This is a genomic window from Succiniclasticum ruminis DSM 9236 (assembly GCF_900112895.1).
Lineage (GTDB): Bacteria > Bacillota > Negativicutes > Acidaminococcales > Acidaminococcaceae > Succiniclasticum > Succiniclasticum ruminis.
On sequence record NZ_FONL01000008.1, the window covers coordinates 22,671 to 39,992 of the forward strand.

Consider the following 17,322-nt stretch of genomic DNA (forward strand, 5'->3'; position numbering starts at 1 on the left):
GGTACTTTTCTGCTGTGAGTTTATTTATATTTGGCAGTAGTACCTTTTTTGTAAAATTCACGTATAATATGTAAAGATTTAAGCAGGGGGATTTTCATGAGAACCAGTACATATGAAATAATCTTGCCGCTGATTGGCAGGGATGACAAGGAAATCGAAGGCAAAACGCTGCTTATAAACGGTTTATACGGCGCCATAGATGTGGTGGACACGGAGATTGCGGCAAAGATCCGCGAAGAAGATTTTGCGGCAATTCCTTTTGTCATGCGGGAACGGCTGGCCCAGCGCGGTCATATCACCCGGAAAGATGAGGCGGGGGAACTGGCCGACGCACGGCTGCTCGGTCGCATTTGGAACAAACTGATTGGTCACAGCGGCAGAGGACCGGTAATCCTGCCCACTTACGATTGCAACTTCCGCTGCCCATACTGCTTTGAACGGCACCGCCTGACAAGGGGACAGGAGTGGCTGGGTCATGAAATGAAGCCCGAAATGGTGGAGGCGGTCTTCACCGCACTCCAGAAACAGCGAGACCAGGGCTACAAAGTGGGAGACTGCACCCTTTACGGCGGCGAACCGCTGCTGAAGGAGAATATGGCTACGGTACGGAACATCTGCGAGCATGCGAAAGCCATGGGACTGTCACTGAGCGCCATTACCAACGGCTACGATCTGGATGCTTTCATCGGCCTGCTGGAAGAGTTCGGGTTTGAGAGGCTGCAGATTACGGTGGACGGCGTGGGCAGGCTGAATGACCGGCGCCGCCTTCACCGGGACGGCGTGCCTACTTATGACCGAATTCTGCAAAACGTGGCACTGGCTCTTGAGCACGGCGTGGACATCAGCCTGCGGGTGAACGTGAACGGGGATAACATCGGCGGTATCAAAGCACTGATCGACGACCTGGCGGCCCGTGGGCTGCATGAAACCAGCCGGGAAGAAAGAGCGAAGGTCGGGAGAGAACGGCAGGAAGCAGTCAAAGCCGGAAAACCCGTTCCCAAACGAAAGGGACTGTTCTCCTATTATTTTAAGGCGGTATCGGAAGATAAAAACTCGCCGACGAAGGTTACGGAGAAGCAGGTGCTGGATGCCATTTTAGCGGCGGGTTTTCCCCCTGTTGATGCCATGGAGAGGCAAAGTCAGTATTCCATGCCCCTGCAGGGTTTGATTGCCGCTATGAAGAAAGAAGATTACCCAAGCTTTTCCCCGGCGTACTGTGGCGCGGAACAGGGGATGATCGGTGTCGGCCCTGACGGGCTGATTTATCCATGCTGGGATCTGGTGGCTATGGAAGAGCAGGCCGTGGGCTTTACGGACGTAAAGACGGGCCGCTTCTTCTTCAACTTTGGCAAGGCGAAATGGCGTACCCGTACTGCTGACCTTATGAAACCGTGTCAGACATGTCCTTATATCTTTATTTGCCGGGGCGGCTGCGCACCGGAAGCAAAACGGGAACACGGCAGCTATTTCAGTGAACACTGCGGCGAGGTAAAGGAAATCTTCGCCTATGTGGCGCCCCGGATTATTGGCAAGAAGTGGGAGGAAACGGGCGAGGACGAGCTTTCTGTTTCGCTGGCGGGTCCGCTTTCCCGGTTCACCGGGGCGGAGCGGGAAACGCTTATGACCACCACCAGCCAGAAGGTTATGTTCGATCTCATCAATGACGCAGGCATTCTTCCTGCAGCGACTGACAGAGATAATAATTAAATATGCAGTTAGAATGTTGGACTTTTTAGCTTTTTTCGTATATAATAGTTTCGCAATATAATAAAAGCTGTTTTGGTATTTTTATATTATTTTAGGAGGGGCCATCATGCCGATTAACGGAAAAGAAATCACAAAAGAAATGATCATGGCAGCCATGAAGTGCAAGAGCGCCGACGAACTGATTGCTCTGGCCAAAACCGGTGGCATTGAACTGACAAAGGAAGAAGCCGAAGCCTACATGGCGGAACTGGCAGACTTTGAACTGGATGAAAACGAGCTGAAACAAGTGGCCGGCGGCATCAAAACCTGCTACATGGTTGATGGCTGCTCTTTCAAATGCGGTACTCTGAAAGACTGCTGAGTTATGGTTTGCTTACGCCTGCCTGCGCGGCAGGCGTTTTTTCTATCAATAATGCAGGAGAGTTATTATGGGAATAAACCGGGAAGGCGCTGTGGATGTGCTTTTTGTTGCCATGCCTTTCTGCGACGAATATATGCCCTGCCTGACCCTGGCCCTGTTCAAGTCGGTGCTGTCACGGGCAGGGATTAAGAGCCGTGTGCAACATGAGTATCTCTATTATGCCAGTCGCATCGGGTTGGAGAAATACAGAAGCATCATGCAGGTATGCACCATCGGTTACGGTCATGATTATTTTGCCTGCGAGACGGTTTTTGCGGAAGCAGCCCATGGTAAAACCATTTCTTCTTTTGACGACTACATCCGCTGGATGAAGGGAAAACATCTTCCGGGGAAGGTCTTTGCCGTCAGGCAGCGGGAGGAAACCCTGCACAGTCTGGCCCTGTTCCAGGAAGCTCACGCTATGGCAGAAGCCTGCCTGGAAGAAGCCTGCGCCCGTATAATGGCGCAGCGACCGAAGATTGTGGCATTTCTTTCCATGTTCCAACAGCACAACGCCATGATTGCCCTGGCTCGCCGGCTGAAAAAGGAAAAAGACGCCCCCCTGATATTAGCGGGCGGCGCCAACTGCGAAGGAGACGCGGGAGCGGCCCTGGCGGAACATATCGAAGCCTTTGATTACGTTTTTACCGGCGAGGCGGACGAAATCATCGCGCCATTATGCACACGGCTGTTACAGGACGGCACTGTGCCGGATAGTGAGCTGCCTCACGGCGTGGTATCCCGCACCAGACAGAAGTGTGCTCCGGCGAGGGTCACGCAAAACCTGGACGCATTGCCGCTGCCAGATTTCAGCGACTACTTCCGGGAGAGGGACATGCTGCTGCCCCGGATGAAAGGGCATTTTATCGTTACGGCAGAAGGCTCCCGGGGCTGCTGGTGGGCTGCCCGGCATCCCTGCCGCTTCTGCGGGCTGAACGGCAGTACCGCCCATTTGTACCGGACAAAAAGTACGGACAGGTTTGCGGATGAACTGGCGGAACTGGCCAGCCGTTATCCCGGAGCCCAGTGTTATTTTACCGACAATATCCTGAGCTTAACTCATCAGAAAGAACTGCCTTCCGCGCTATTGCAACGGGAAGCGTACCGAAATAACGGGCTCAGACTGTTTACGGAAATCAAGTCCAACATGACGGAAGAAGACGCAAAACATCTGGCGGAAGCCGGTTTCTTCTGGGTGCAGGCGGGTATCGAAAGCTTTTCCGATGGCATCCTGCGCCTGATGGGCAAGGGGGCTACCGCCATCCGGCAGGTGCAGACCCTGAAACACTGCAACGCCCACGGGATAAACGTGCTGTGGTATATTTTGACCGGTACGCCGGGAGAAACGGAAGAACTCTGCCGTGAAGTCAACGCTGTCCTGCCGAAGATCATGCACCTGTCCGCCCCTAATACCGTGACCCACGTCATGTTCCACCGTTACAATGATTATATGCGGCATCCGGACGATTCCGTCCCGGCCCTGCGGCCGGACCGGGGCTACGATTTTGTATTTCCCAATGAGGACTTTATCCGCCGTGCGGCCCACCTGTTCGCACCGGTGGATGAGGCAGAACTGGCCCGGTATTATGATTACCGGCAGTTGGGACCTGCCTATGAAACCCTGTACGAACTGTCCGAAGCATGGAACAGGACGCGCCAGCTTCTTTATATGAAGGACAAAGGAGCATTGGTAAAAATTCTGGATACCCGTTTGATAGCGCGCCGGCCCATGTATTATCTGCAGGGCATCGAAGTGGAGGTACTGCGGGCATGCCGGAACGTGATGAAGGAAGAAAAACTGATGAAAGCGCTGGCGGATCATTATGAAGAAGCAAGAATCCGGGAAGCACTTTCATGGTTGGAACAGGAAAACCTTTTACTCCACATCGGGCCGGAATATCTCGCTTTGCCCATTGACAGGGACGCGGGAAAGCAGAAGCGGTTAATAGTTGGAAGAGGAGTATAAAAGCATCGCTGCGTGTAACAGGATATTGCATATATAGTAACAGAATACTGCATATATAATTGCAAATAAAGTTGTCGATTTGATAAAAAATACATATAGCGTGTTTTGTTTTTATTAAGTTAATTACCGGATGTGACAGAGACAGTTTGTTGCTTCCGGTGATTTTATGTTATAATAAACTGATGTATTGTAGCCTGATGAGAATGCAGGTATTCGCAAACCTTTTGGGTATATTGACAACATTTTTCTGAAGTTTATTTTGTTTATTATGCGTACGGATTTCGGGGGTACTTATGAAAAAGTATTTTATGATAGGGCTGGGTATTGTGCTCGCTCTGTCGCTGACCATAATATTGTACGGCGCGTGGCTTAATGAACGGGGCGAGTTTCAAATCGCCAAACGTATGAGCGAACGCAGCATGGAACTGCAGGGCTCCCAGGCTTCCGTGCGTTTTATCCGCCCCAGAGTTACGCTGAACGCCATCAATTTTTATTCCAAAGACATGGCGGATGCCGTGGCGTTGTCGGATGGGCGCATCATTTCCTGTCTTGCGCCGAAGGGCAGTTTTGTCCGTAAAGGCGACACCTTGTTTGTGATTGAAAATGAAGAATTGCCGCTGCAGATCCAGCAGGCAGAGGCAAACATTCTCAGTGCGCAGGCAGAAAAACACGGCAAGGAAAACCAGTATAAGCGGTTTTTGCTGCTGAAACAGAAGGACGCCATCTCTGCCCAGCAATTTGACGATGCGGAAGCGGCATACCGGGCTGCGGTGGCGGCCCTTGATGTGGCGGAGGCCAAGCTGGGAAGCCTGCGTATCCAGGAAGCCCGGCAGCGTGTCACCGCTCCATTGGATGGTCAGGTGCTGCGGTTGTACCGGCAGCCGGGTGCCTATGTGCAGAGCGGAACATCTCTGGCTCTGGTTGGCGATTTCCGCACGCTCTATTTTGCTACGCCGGTTGACGATAAGATAGCAGGGCACCTGGTACAGGGGCTGGAAGCTGAACTGATTTTCAGCAACAGGGATTTCCAGAAAGCCTATGGCACGAATTATGAGAAAGGAAACATGGGCAGCGAACAATGCTTTCTTGCGTCTGTTGCGGAAATTACGCCGCCTGTGTCGGAACCGGCTGCCCTGCGCAATGTGATGTGGCAGGCGGATAACCGCTCCGGTCTGCTGGAACCACAGACCTACGGGCACGTGACCATGCAGGTCCGTACAGGCCGTGAAGCGCTGTCCGTTCCTCTGGACGCTATGGTAGACAGCAACCACACCCGGGTGTACGTGGCGAAAGAAGATAATACCATTGAAGAAAGAACGGTAAAGACAGGCACTAACGACGGTCAGTTCATCGAAGTCCTGGAAGGCCTTAAGGAGGGCGAAGTGGTAGTCACTTCAGGCATGGAGGGCCTGAAGGACGGGATGCGGGCGACCGTGAAAGTACAGGGAGGTGGAACGAAGTGAGCAACGATAATATCTTCAATCCCAAGGCCCTGGAAAAGCTCCGTTCCCCTGACAAACTGGACAGTATGATCCGGATCACCGGCCCTGTGGGCTGGATGGGACTGGCAGCGGTGTCCCTGCTTTGTTTTGCCATTGTGCTGTGGTCTATATACGGCTCCTTTACGGAAAAAGCGGAAGGTTACGGGCTGATTGTTGACTCCGCTGGCGTGGTGAACATTACCCATGCGGCCTCGGGTAAGGTGACAGATGTGTATGTGAAGACCGGCAGCCGCGTGCGGAAGGGCGACTTGGTCGCCCGCATGGAACAGCCGGAGCAGTCAGCGGATACCCGTATGGCCCAGTACGGAACCGAGCTGGGGACCAGTGACCGGGATGTCCAGAGCCGCGTGTACGAATACGATGCAAAACGGTACCAGCAGGCTGCCCGGGAAAATATTTACTCCGATTACGAAGGTATCGTGGGGGAAGTGATGGCTGCGGAAGGACAGCTCATGGAAGCCGGCAGTCCCATCTGCACGGTGCGTCTGACCCAGGACAGGAATGAGCTGCAGGGTGTCTTCTATATCAGCGTGGACAATGGTAAACGGGTGGAACCGGGCATGACCATCCAGCTGGCTCCCAATGGGGTGGATATTACCAAGACCGGCAGCCTGATCGGTGTGGTGAAAAGCGTTTCCCAATATCCTGTTTCCGCTGAAGGAGTGAAAAAAAGTCTGGGCAACTCCCAACTGGCCCAATACATATTGCAAAAGGACGGCGGCGCGGCGGTGGAAGTGAGGTTTGAACTGGTGAAGGACGCAGATTCCGAGTCCGGTTATCTGTGGACCTCCGTCGTAGGACGCCATAAACCGGTGACGGCGGGCAGTTATTGCACCGGTTCTGTTGTTATTGAACGGCAGCCGCCCATCGAGAAAGTGTTCTATAAGATCAGCCAGTGGCTGAGAAGCCGGTGAGGATATGGATACAAGAGAACGGATCCGGCAGTTCTTTGCCGGAAAAGAGCGCGTGAAGGTGCCGACCGTCCTGCAGATGGAAGCAACGGAATGCGGCGCCGCGTCTCTGGCTATGGTGCTGGCCTATTACGGGCGCTGGCTGCCGCTGGAGTTTTTGCGGCAGGAGTGCGGTGTGACCCGGGACGGCAGCAATGCGGATAATCTGCTGAAAGCTGCCCGCCGTCAGGGTTGTGTGGCCAAGGCCTTTGCGGGCCGTAGCGAAGTGCTGCGCAAAAAGGAATTCCCCCTGATCCTGTTCTGGGAATTCAATCATTTTCTGGTTCTGGAAGGTTTTCAGGGGGACACCGTGTTCCTGAATGACCCGGCCATGGGGCGGCGCACCGTAACATGGGATGAATTTCTGACTTCCTATACTGGCGTGTACATGAAGATTACGCCGGGTGAAAGTTTCAAACCCGAAGGGGAACCTTACAGCATCGTGAAAACGGTGGCGGCCAAACTCAGGGAGGATAAGTGGGCGCTTATCTTTCTGATGGTGCTGGGTCTTTGCATGATCATTCCGGGGCTTGCGATTCCGGTCATGGGGCAGATTTTCATTGACGATGTTTTCTCCCTTAAGCATGCGGACTGGATTGTAAAGCTGTTAAATGCCATGTTCGGGACCATGATTCTGCTGGGCATCATGACTGCCATGCGGGCTGCGGCGCTGACATACTGGCAGAAAAAACTGACTATTGCGGATTCATCCGGCTTTTTCTGGCATGTTCTGCGGCTGCCGGTGACATTTTTCCAGCAACGGTACGCGGCAGACATTGCTTCCCGTATCCAGTTCAATGAATCCACGGCAGCGGTGCTGTCCAACCAGGCGGCTACAGCGTTGCTGGATTTGCTGGTGGCGCTGTTTTACCTGTTGTTGTTGTTCCAGTACAGCGTGCCCCTGACTCTGATTGGCGTATCCATCAGTATCGTGGATATTTTTGTGTTTTTATATATGCGGCGCCGCCAGACCGACCTGATTATGCGCATCCAGCAGGATGCTTCCAAGGCCTATGGCGTGCTGATGAGCGGCCTTATGATGGTGGAGAGCATCAAGGCCAACGGCAGCGAAGGGGATCTGTTTGCCAAGTGGGCAGGCTATGCGGCTAAAGCCACGGTGGCTGCCCAGGAAATGAAACTATGGGCCATGAAAGTAAAATTGCTGCCGTTGCTTCTTGGTGGACTGAATACGGCCCTGATTATGACGGTGGGCGGATTTTCCATCATGGAAGGAATCATGACTGCCGGTATTTATATGGCTTTCAATAACCTGATTGTAAAATTCCATGAGCCGGTACAGAAGCTGCTTTCCCTGGGCAATGTGTTGCAGGACACGGAAATGCAGATGCGGCGTCTTGACGATGTGCGGCGTTATAAAACAGACAGTCTGAACTATCCCGGCGATGATCAGGTGATATCGTTTAAAGGCAACCGTCTTTCCGGCGAACTGACACTGAAAGACGTAAACTTTGGCTACAGCCCCCTTGACCCGCCCCTCATCGAGCACTTTGATCTCCATCTGGAACCGGGGCGCTGGGCTGCTGTGGTGGGATCTTCCGGCAGCGGCAAGAGCACGCTGGCTAAACTGGTGGCGGGGCTTTACGAGGAATGGTCCGGAGAGGTGCTGTTTGACGGTGTGAAGCGCCGGGAAATCCCGCGGCCCGTCATTGTGAATTCCCTGGCATCCGTGGATCAGGATGTGTTCCAGATTACCGGGACAGTACGGGAAAATATTACCATGTTTGATAAATCCGTTCCTTCGGCGGACGTCGTACAGGCTGCCCAGGACGCCTGTATCCATGAGGATATTATGAGGCTGCCGGGAGGTTATGAGGCAGAAGTGGCGGAAGGCGGCCTGAATTTCAGCGGCGGTCAGCGGCAGCGTCTGGAAATTGCCCGGGCGCTGGCCTGCAACCCATCCCTGCTGATTCTTGACGAAGCCACCAGCGCCATCGATCCCATGACGGAACAGAAATGTCTGGAAAACATCCGGCGCAGGGGCTGCACCTGCCTGATTGTGGCCCACCGTCTTTCCACCATCCGGGATGCGGATGAGATCATCGTACTGGAACGGGGGAAAGTAGCGGAACGGGGCACTCATCGGGAACTGATAGCCCATGACGGACCTTACCGCCGTCTCATCGAAGAACGGGACCGGATGGAAGCGGATGAAGAAACGCTGAATTAGGACAAGTCTTATACAAATCAGAAAGAAGGAGGAACGCTGATGAAACTCATTGCGGGTGAGCGTTTCCGACTGCATGATGACAATACATATATAAAACTGGTCTCCGGCAAATTGGAGGCTTATGCCGTTACGCGCAAAAAACAGTCTTTCCGGCAGATATTTCTGACAGAAGTTGCCCCGGGACAGGCTGCTTTCCCTTCTATGGACGAATTCGAACAGATCGATGTGCTGGTTTATGCGGTGGAAGACAGCGAACTGACAGAAACATCCCTGCTGGAAATTGCTCCGGAAGAACTGCTGCCATTGATGAGGCAATGGTTTGCTGCGTTGGTTTCGCTGCCTTGGCTGCGGCTTTTGGCAGACAAGGGCGACGAAGTGCTGCGGAAATGGGCGGATGGCTCTGTTCTGACCGGCCATGAGCAGGACAGAGAGAACCTGTTGGCGGATTTTGCGGACAACGAAGGCATTTTCGCCATGTTGTTGGGCGTGCGTTTCAACGCCCAGGACAAGCGTCTTTCACGGCAGATGGAAAAACGGGCAAAGCAGAAAACACGCCTGGTGGACGATACGATTTCCAAACTGCTTGGTGAAGCAGTTGCTCCGGAAGAAGAAACGGGCACTGGCAATACTGAGCTTGAAGATGCCGTATTTATTGTGCGTTGCGTTGCCCAGGCGCTGAAGATGCCACACGGCGGGATTCAGATGGCTCCGGAGATGGTGCGGAAACTGGACCGGCTTGGTTTGTTGCGCCGTCTGATGGAAAAAGGCGGTATGCAGATGCGTCTGGTGCATCTGGAACAGGACTGGTATTCCGGGGACAGCGGAGTCCTGTTGGGTTGCTTTGGTGAAAAGAAAGAACTGGCTGCCTTTGTGCCGGAAACACCGGTTCGGTACCGTATGGTGACCCGGGAGCATTCGGAAGGAATTGTAGTAACAGCAGAAATTGCCAAAGAGGTAGACGCGGATGCATTCCTTTGTTATCCGGGGCTGCCGGATCGTAAACTTTCCATATATGAGTTCTTGCGTTTTCTGGTGCGGCAGTGCTGGAAACAGGACTGGCGTACGATTCTGGCCGTAAGCCTGGCTGCGGGACTGATTCCGCTGATTACACCGATTGTAACGGAAACGATCTTCAAAGACATTATTCCTATATTAGACCGGAAAGGACTGGCCACGGTGACCCAGGTTGTCATGGTAGCAGGCTTTACTACAGCGGCTCTTAACACGGTGCGTTCCGTAGCGCTGCTGCGTCTTTCCACCGCTGCCGACATGAACGTGAAACCGGCTGTTATCAGCCGCGTATTAAGCCTTCCCGTGAAGTTTTTCCGTACCCTGCAGACCGGTGAACTGGCCAGCCGTATTCTGGGACTGGAACAGGTGATACAATTGATTTCCGAAGAAATCGTCGGCGTTATCTTCAGCTTTCTTTTTTCTTTCTGGAGTCTGGCGCTGATGTGTTATTACAGCGTGAAGCTGACGGGTATCGCTGTGCTTATCTGGTTTATTTATCTCCTTGCTGTCTGGCTGATTATGAGTCGTCTTGTACAGGCCCAGCGGAAAATGACCACTGCCAGGAACCGCACCCAGGGTATTTTGCAGGAAATTTTTACCGGCCTGGTGAAGTTCCGTGTCAGGGGCGCGGAAGAGCAGGCCTATCATCTTTGGGGCGAGCGGTTCTCGGAAGAGTGGAAATGGAATTATCGTTCACGCTGGCTGAAAAACTATAATACGGTGATTACGGCGGTACAGCCCGTGTTGCTTTCCCTCATCCTGTATTATTTTGCGTTTCGGGAACTGGGCGAGACCATGACCCTGGGCACGGGAAATGTGATCAGTAGTGCTCTGGGAGCAGGCGAAGCCATGACGGCAGCTACCTTTATTGCGTTCCAGTCTGCTTACACCGCCTTTAATGCATCCCTGAACGCGGTGATACCGGCGGCCGAGTCTGTCTCTATGGTGAAACCGTTGCTGGAAAACATCCGGCCCATTCTGGACGCAGAACCGGAAAGTTCTGATGAGAGGCCTGACGCCGAAGTGCTTTCCGGAGCTATCGAAGTCAGGGATCTCCGTTTTGCTTATGATGCTGATTTACCGGAAGTATTAAAGGGGGTCAGCTTTCGGATCGCAGCGGGGGAACATGTGGCTATTGTTGGCAGATCCGGTTGCGGGAAGTCTACCCTGGTCCGTCTGCTGTTGGGCTTTGAAAAGCCTTTGGGCGGCGCGGTGTATTATGACGGGCAGAACCTGGCGGAGATAAACGCCGCTTCCGTCCGTGCCCAGCTGGGCGTGGTGCTGCAGAACGGTCAGCTGATGACAGGCGACATTTACCGGAACATTATCGGCATCAACGACCTTACCCTTGATGACGCCTGGGCTGCGGCGGAAGCGGCAGGCATTGCGGATGACATCCGGGAAATGCCCATGCAGATGCAGACCGTTGTCAGCGAAGGCAGTACGAATATTTCCGGCGGTCAGCGGCAGCGTATCCTCATGGCCAGAGCTCTGGCCATGAAGCCGTCCATCATTATCTGCGACGAAGCGACCAGCGCGCTGGATAACCGGACTCAGGCCATTGTGACAAAGAGTCTTGACCAGCTTAAGGCTACCCGGATTGTGGTGGCTCACCGCCTTTCCACAATCCGGAACGCAGACCGTATCATTGTGCTGGATGAAGGACGCGTGGCCGAAAGCGGCACCTTTGAGGAACTGGTGAAGCGGGGAGGCCTTTTTGCCGCCATGGTGAAGCGGCAAATGGCTTGACCGATTGGAAAAACAGGAGGAAAGCATGATTGTTCAGGAATTGCCTATGCGGGAGTATTATGCTCACCTGCGCCGTCATCCCATACCGGAAATTATGGACGATGCCTGTCTGGCGGCTGTTGCTAACGTGGAAGCGCAGTATGGCAACACGATTACCCACGGGGCCGGACTGGAAGTGCGGTTGGGGGAGCAGGCCCGTTATGTGGATTACATCATGAACATCGATGTGGAACATATTCCCTTCGTATCCTCCCTCTGGTATGAAATTGATTATGCAGAGTTTGCCAAAGGCGGACCCATTGAGCCCTGCCTGTTCACCAACCTGGCCCTTGCGGAACACAGCTATTCCGAACTATGGGACAAAATGCTGCCACCGTTTATGGGGGAACGGAGGGCCCGCCGGTTACGGGCTCCCCTGAACCGGGTGACAGCAGCCCTGCCAAAAGGCGCTTCTATTAAACAGATTGGCACCATGTCCGGCCGGGGCGAACTTGATATCATGCGCCTGGTTATTATCTTTTCCGTATGGGAATCCGTCTTTGACGGACTGAAGGCTATCGGCTGGCAGGGAAGTACAGAAGCCCTGAGGGAAGCACTGGAACCCTGGAAAGAAACAAAAAACGTAGCTGTCAATATCGATCTTGGGGAAGCGGGAGTGCTGCCCAAGATTGGCATAGAGGTATGCTCCAACTGGCGCCATCCGCTGTTGATGGATAAATTCATAGCGCGTCTGGAGGAAGCCGGGCTGTGCCTTCCTTCCAAAGGGGAAGCACTGCGGCGCTGGATACGGATCCGGCCCGATGGGGCCCCCTTCATCCAGACCCTGATTGCCTATTTTAAGCTGAATTATAAAGATGGGCGCATCACGGAGGCAAAGGCCTACCTGGAACAGTCTCCCTACATCCACCATCATTATTTTGACGCATACGACCGGCCTCTGCGCCTGGATATGGAACTTGCGGGCGGACAGAAGATTCTTCCTGTGGGAAAAGCGCTGGCCCTGATCCGGGAATGCGGACAGAATAGGGTGCGCCATGTACGGCTTACAGGAGGCGTTGCCGGATATAAAGATATGCCCATTTTGCTGCAGGAGAGCAAAAAACAGGGCGTGGCAACAGAAATCGTAATCAGGGGGCACGTGCAGGAATCCTGGCTTGCTGCCACGGGTGCCGCGGGAGCGGACGCTTTCCTTGTGGATATGGAAGGTGCTGCGGACGTGGCAGCGCGGACCACGCTGCAATTGTTGCAGAAACTGCGATTCAGTAACGTGCGGGCACGCTGGTATATGCATCGGGACAACACAGAAGAGCTGAAGGCAGTTGTTGAAACAGCAGCCGGGCTGGGAGTACAGGAACTTCTCATTACCGGGGCGAAACCGCAGGACGGAAACAAAATGAAAGCGCAACTTCCGGATTGGGCACAGATGGAAGCGGCAGCTGCGTTTATCAGGGAATACGAAGGGAGTAATGGGGTAGAGGACATACTGTTGCAGGATAAGAAGATGCATCTCACGGTGGAATCCTGTTTCTCACAGTTTCGGGCCTTTATGGGCGGCACAGATGCCAGGTATAATGACAATCAGGGTATCGGGCGCGGCTGTGAGGCTGGCCGGTCTTTCTTTGCAGTGGCAGCGGACGGGAGTTTTACACCCTGCCTGTACATGGAGAAGAATGCCGAAACGCCGTCGACCGGTTACTGTAATACAGAAAACATCGTTGACTTTTGGGAAAAATCTTCTGTTCTCGGGACATTGCGCTGTTCCGGAGAAGGAATCAGTGAATGCGCAAATTGTTGTTTCCAACGCCGTTGCCTGCATTGCCAGGCCTTGGGGAAGGATATCTCGTGCCCGGTGTACCATGCACTGTGATGATGATTCCTTCAGGTGAAGAAGGAGCGATTATATGAGTCAATCCGGTTTTTTCAGTTATCTCTACAGAACCTTTTTTACCTTTAGCGGAAGGCTGAACCGTAAACCGTATATTATGCGTTCCCTGGTGGCGATTTTCCTGCCTGTGATACTTGCCTTCGTATTGTTTTATCTGTTCGCGGGCGGGTTAAAGCCGGGGCAGGAATATCTGCATAAAGACCTGCTCTGGCTTCATGTGACTGTGCATTCGCTGTTGATTATACTTGCTATTTTCATGGGCTTTTCGCTGGGGGTACGCCGGTGTCATGACCTTGATAAAAGCGGTTGGTGGCTTCTGTTAGGCGCCGTTCCCTACATCAACATTGCCTGGGGGCTGTACCTGGCATGCAAGCGGGGGACTGTCGGACCGAATCGGTATGGCGACGATCCCATCCGTGATGATTATGAAAGGATGGAAGATATTGCGGAAAGCCTGCGGGAGAAACACGGGACTCTGAAATAATGATGCGGTGAAGACATGTTATATGGATATGTACGCGTTTCATAATTAGAAACATTGACTGTTCCGCATATTGTGATATAAGGAGGCGAGGTCATGCCGGAACTGCCGGAAGTGGAGCAGGTGAGGGTATCGCTGCTTCCCCATATAAAAGGCAAAACAATTTTAAAAACAGAAGTCCGGCTGCCCCGTATGATACACCATCCGGCAGTGCCGGATTTTATTATGGGCGTGGAGGGGCGGACAATTACAGACGTGCGGCGCAGAGGCAAATACCTGACGCTGTTACTGGACGACGGACATTATATCCTGGCTCATTTGCGGATGACCGGGGCCCTGCTGGTCTTACGTGGTGATGCACCGGAGCCGTCTTATGCAAAATTACGATTTTTCCTTTCGGGTGGGATGGACTTATGGTTTACCGATATCCGGACATTTGGAACGGTATGCCTGTGTGGCGGCAGCGACTCCTGGAAAGACAGGGGCTATGCCGGCTTAGGGCCGGAACCACTATCTCCGGAATTCACGGAAGACTATCTGAAAGAAAAACTGAAAAAGAGCCATCAGATGGTGAAGTGTTTCCTTCTGGACCAGCATAAAATAGCCGGCATGGGCAATATTTATGCGGATGAAGCGCTGGCAGCAGCAGGAATCCGGCCGACTCGATATACGGATAAACTGACGTTACAACAAATCCATGCGCTGTATGAAGCGGTCAACCGGGTAATTGCCCAGGGCCTGCGCCATCGCGGAACCACTTTCCGCAATTATCAGGACGCGGACGGGCAGATGGGAAACAACAAAGAGTTTCTTCAGGTGTACGGAAGGAAAGGGATGCCCTGTCAAAAGTGCGGCACAGAGTTAAAACAAATTAAAGTTGGCGGGCGGGGCAGCGTGTACTGTCCCCACTGTCAGAAATGATCAGTATGATGCGGCTGTAAGTTTGACCGCCGGTACGATATAAACCGGATTATGATTCAAAAGCAGTTACTGGCGCAAGATGAATCACATGGAGATGAAAGTAGTTTTGATTAATGAAAATATGGGATATTAAGAGAGGTTCCAGAACCTATGCAAACACTCTATATTGCAGAAAAACCGGACATTGCCAAAGCCATTGCAGACTACCTCTGGCCGTCCGGAGGATATAAAAAAGGCACGGGCTTTTACCGGAAAGATGATACCATTGTTTCCTGGGCGGTAGGGCATCTGCTGGAACTGGCGACGCCGGAAGCCTACGACAAACGGTACGCCAGGTGGACCAATTACCGCATTTTCCCGGCAGTATGGCAGCATGAGGTGATTGCCCGTTCCAGTGCCCAGTTCAAGGTGGTGGCTGGCCTTTTAAGGACTGCGGACGAGGTCATCCATGCCGGTGACCCGGACCGGGAAGGGCAGTTGTTGATTGAGGAAATTTTGCACTACTGTAATTACTGTGGCAGGGTACGGAGGCTTCTGATCAACGCCAAGGATGACGTGAGCATGAAGCGGGCGTTTGAAAACATCGAGGACAACACAAAATATGAAAACCTGTATGCGGCGGGTCTGGCACGGGAACAGGCAGACTGGCTGGTAGGGATAAACCTGACCCGTTGTTATACCACGAACGCGTCGAAATTTTCGCCGGGGGCTGTATGGAATATCGGACGGGTTAAGGTTCCTACGCTTGCGCTGGTTGTCAACCGGGAAAAGGAAATACGGAATTTCGTGGTCCATAAGTATTATGAGTTGAAAGCGGCTTTCACAAAAGAAGGAATCCGGTTCACAGCGTTATGGCACCCTGATGAAAAGAAGATTGCGTTAGACGAAGACGGCCGTCTGTTGGACAAACTGGTTGCGGAAGCCGTGCAGCAAAAGGTGTTGCCTGCCGACGGTATCGTGCAGAAGGTGACGCGGAAAAAAGGGACGGAAGCGCCGCCCCTGCCGTACTCCTTGGACACGCTGCAGGTGGAAGCCAATGCCCGCTTTGGCATTTCTCCAAAGCTGGCGCTGTCCACGGTGCAGTCTCTTTATGAGAAAAAGTTCGTATCCTATCCGCGCTCGGACTGCAACTACATTCCCAAAGCTCAGCATAAGGAGGCGTTCCGCATTCTGAAAAAGCTGGCGGGGCGTAATGTGAGAGGTGCGGAGCAGGCTGATCCAAAATTGTATTCCAGGGCATGGAACGACAAAAAAGTGACGGCTCACCACGCCATTATCCCCACAGGGGAAATCCCGCAACAGTTAAGCGCCACAGAAGAGAAAATCTATACTATGATTGCGGAACGGTATGTGATGCAGTTCTATCCGCCCTGCGAGTTTGAAACGATTACCTTTGAAATTCTGCTGGCGGATGAATTGTTCAAGGGCAGCGGCAAAGTAATCCTGAAGCCGGGCTTCAAAGCGGTGTTTATGACCCAGGGTAAAAAGAAAGATACTGCTGACACTGATTCGGAAGAGGAAAACCTGTCTCTGCCTAACCTGGTAAAAGGCGAAAACCTGGGGAAACCGGATGCAGTGGACCTGCTGGAAAAAGAAACAAAACCTCCCAAACGGTTTACGGAAGGTACGTTGCTGGCGGCCATGGCTAACATTTACCGGTTCATGGATCCGAAAAATCCTAACCGGGAAAAACTAAAAGAAGTAAAAGGAATCGGCACGCCAGCTACACGCGATACCATCATTTCCGAACTGCAGGGTATCCGCGGCAGCAAACAGACCCAGATGCCTTTCATGGAAAAGGTAAAAAAAGAGCTGGTACCGACGGAACTGGGCTTCCAGCTCATTGATAACGTGGACTTGTCCCTGACGAAACCGGACACCACGGCGGAAATGGAATTTGCCCTGGCGGAGATTGCGGCAGGGGGAGGCTCTGTTGAACAGTTCAGACAGGATATTTACAATACTATCGACAGGAATATCACATACGCGGAAGGACATCAGTTTCCCGGTTATGAGTTGGTTAAGTGTCCTCTCTGCAAAACGGGCAGCCTTGTAAAACATTTTTCAAGGAAAACGAAAAAAGCATTCTTTGTCTGCGACAACCCGGCCTGCGTGTCCCCGGTGACCGGAAAGCCGGTCTACTATAACGTAGATAAAAACGGGCAGCCAGTGATGAAACAGCAGGAGGCGGCTCCGGCGAAAACGTATACCTGCCCCGTGTGTGGTAAAGAGACGCTGAATTGCCATTATTCTGCCAAAACAAAACAGCATTTTTATGTCTGTGACGACAAAAAGTGTGTATCGCCGGTTACGAAGAAAATCGTCTTCTATGCAGTGGACAAAACAGGGAATCCTGTTATTGAATACTGCCCGAAAGACAATGTTATCTTAGAAAAAAAGAAAAGCCGGTACGGCTTTTTCTGGGCCTGCCCCCAATGTAAGACAATTTATAAAGATAACAAAGGACGGCCGAAAATTTGATGAGGAATGCGACGACTGACATGGACGGCAATCGGAGTTTCGGTCAACGCGTCTGGTACGTCTTTCATTTAGGCGCAGGAA

11 protein-coding genes are annotated in these 17,322 nt (G+C 52.7%); all 11 read left to right on the top strand.

The genetic code is table 11. The annotated features are described in order from the left end of the window. The first annotated feature begins 96 nt into the window (after window positions 1–96). Complete coding sequence (locus BM159_RS06825; protein ID WP_093913504.1) at window positions 97–1,707, top strand: radical SAM/SPASM domain-containing protein; 1,611 nt, start codon at window positions 97–99, stop codon at window positions 1,705–1,707. Between the two features lie 106 nt (window positions 1,708–1,813). After that, entirely contained in the window at window positions 1,814–2,068 is a 255-nt protein-coding gene (locus BM159_RS06830; RefSeq protein WP_093913505.1) for a DUF2624 family protein, read from the top strand. 67 nt (window positions 2,069–2,135) lie between these two features. After that, window positions 2,136–4,073: a RiPP maturation radical SAM C-methyltransferase gene (locus BM159_RS06835; protein WP_093913506.1), complete on the top strand. Its 1,938-nt coding sequence runs from the start codon at window positions 2,136–2,138 to the stop codon at window positions 4,071–4,073. Window positions 4,074–4,366: 293 nt separating this feature from the next. Next, on the top strand, window positions 4,367–5,536 hold the full coding sequence (locus BM159_RS06840; RefSeq protein ID WP_093913507.1) for an efflux RND transporter periplasmic adaptor subunit: 1,170 nt from the start codon (window positions 4,367–4,369) through the stop codon (window positions 5,534–5,536). After that, complete coding sequence (locus tag BM159_RS06845; protein ID WP_093913508.1) at window positions 5,533–6,489, top strand: NHLP bacteriocin system secretion protein; 957 nt, start codon at window positions 5,533–5,535, stop codon at window positions 6,487–6,489. The genes BM159_RS06840 and BM159_RS06845 overlap by 4 nt, the downstream gene beginning before the upstream one ends. Before the next feature lie 4 nt (window positions 6,490–6,493). Then, window positions 6,494–8,713, top strand: a complete 2,220-nt coding sequence (locus tag BM159_RS06850; RefSeq protein WP_093913509.1) for an NHLP family bacteriocin export ABC transporter peptidase/permease/ATPase subunit — start codon at window positions 6,494–6,496, stop codon at window positions 8,711–8,713. 39 nt (window positions 8,714–8,752) lie between these two features. Then, window positions 8,753–11,473: an NHLP bacteriocin export ABC transporter permease/ATPase subunit gene (locus BM159_RS06855; RefSeq protein WP_093913510.1), complete on the top strand. Its 2,721-nt coding sequence runs from the start codon at window positions 8,753–8,755 to the stop codon at window positions 11,471–11,473. Window positions 11,474–11,498: 25 nt separating this feature from the next. Continuing rightward, window positions 11,499–13,340 carry an SPASM domain-containing protein gene (locus tag BM159_RS06860; RefSeq protein WP_093913511.1) on the top strand — a complete coding sequence of 614 codons (1,842 nt, stop codon included), beginning with the start codon at window positions 11,499–11,501 and terminating at the stop codon, window positions 13,338–13,340. 34 nt (window positions 13,341–13,374) lie between these two features. Next, window positions 13,375–13,842: a DUF805 domain-containing protein gene (locus BM159_RS06865; RefSeq protein ID WP_093913512.1), complete on the top strand. Its 468-nt coding sequence runs from the start codon at window positions 13,375–13,377 to the stop codon at window positions 13,840–13,842. A 93-nt stretch (window positions 13,843–13,935) separates the two neighbouring features. Next, window positions 13,936–14,760 carry a bifunctional DNA-formamidopyrimidine glycosylase/DNA-(apurinic or apyrimidinic site) lyase gene (gene mutM, locus BM159_RS06870; RefSeq protein ID WP_093913513.1) on the top strand — a complete coding sequence of 275 codons (825 nt, stop codon included), beginning with the start codon at window positions 13,936–13,938 and terminating at the stop codon, window positions 14,758–14,760. 150 nt (window positions 14,761–14,910) lie between these two features. Beyond that, the gene (locus tag BM159_RS06875; protein WP_093913514.1) at window positions 14,911–17,241 is read left to right on the top strand and encodes a DNA topoisomerase 3; all 2,331 of its coding nucleotides are present in this window, start codon (window positions 14,911–14,913) and stop codon (window positions 17,239–17,241) included. Window positions 17,242–17,322: the final 81 nt, after the last annotated feature.

Excerpts from the sequence above, each read along its gene's own strand:
- BM159_RS06825 (WP_093913504.1), top strand. The coding sequence starts at position 97 with ATGAGAACCAGTACATATGAAATAATCTTGCCGCTGATTGGCAGGGAT.
- BM159_RS06830 (WP_093913505.1), top strand. The coding sequence starts at position 1,814 with ATGCCGATTAACGGAAAAGAAATCACAAAAGAAATGATCATGGCAGCC.
- BM159_RS06835 (WP_093913506.1), top strand. The coding sequence starts at position 2,136 with ATGGGAATAAACCGGGAAGGCGCTGTGGATGTGCTTTTTGTTGCCATG.
- BM159_RS06840 (WP_093913507.1), top strand. The coding sequence starts at position 4,367 with ATGAAAAAGTATTTTATGATAGGGCTGGGTATTGTGCTCGCTCTGTCG.
- BM159_RS06850 (WP_093913509.1), top strand. The coding sequence starts at position 6,494 with ATGGATACAAGAGAACGGATCCGGCAGTTCTTTGCCGGAAAAGAGCGC.
- BM159_RS06855 (WP_093913510.1), top strand. The coding sequence starts at position 8,753 with ATGAAACTCATTGCGGGTGAGCGTTTCCGACTGCATGATGACAATACA.
- BM159_RS06860 (WP_093913511.1), top strand. The coding sequence starts at position 11,499 with ATGATTGTTCAGGAATTGCCTATGCGGGAGTATTATGCTCACCTGCGC.
- BM159_RS06865 (WP_093913512.1), top strand. The coding sequence starts at position 13,375 with ATGAGTCAATCCGGTTTTTTCAGTTATCTCTACAGAACCTTTTTTACC.
- mutM (WP_093913513.1), top strand. The coding sequence starts at position 13,936 with ATGCCGGAACTGCCGGAAGTGGAGCAGGTGAGGGTATCGCTGCTTCCC.
- BM159_RS06875 (WP_093913514.1), top strand. The coding sequence starts at position 14,911 with ATGCAAACACTCTATATTGCAGAAAAACCGGACATTGCCAAAGCCATT.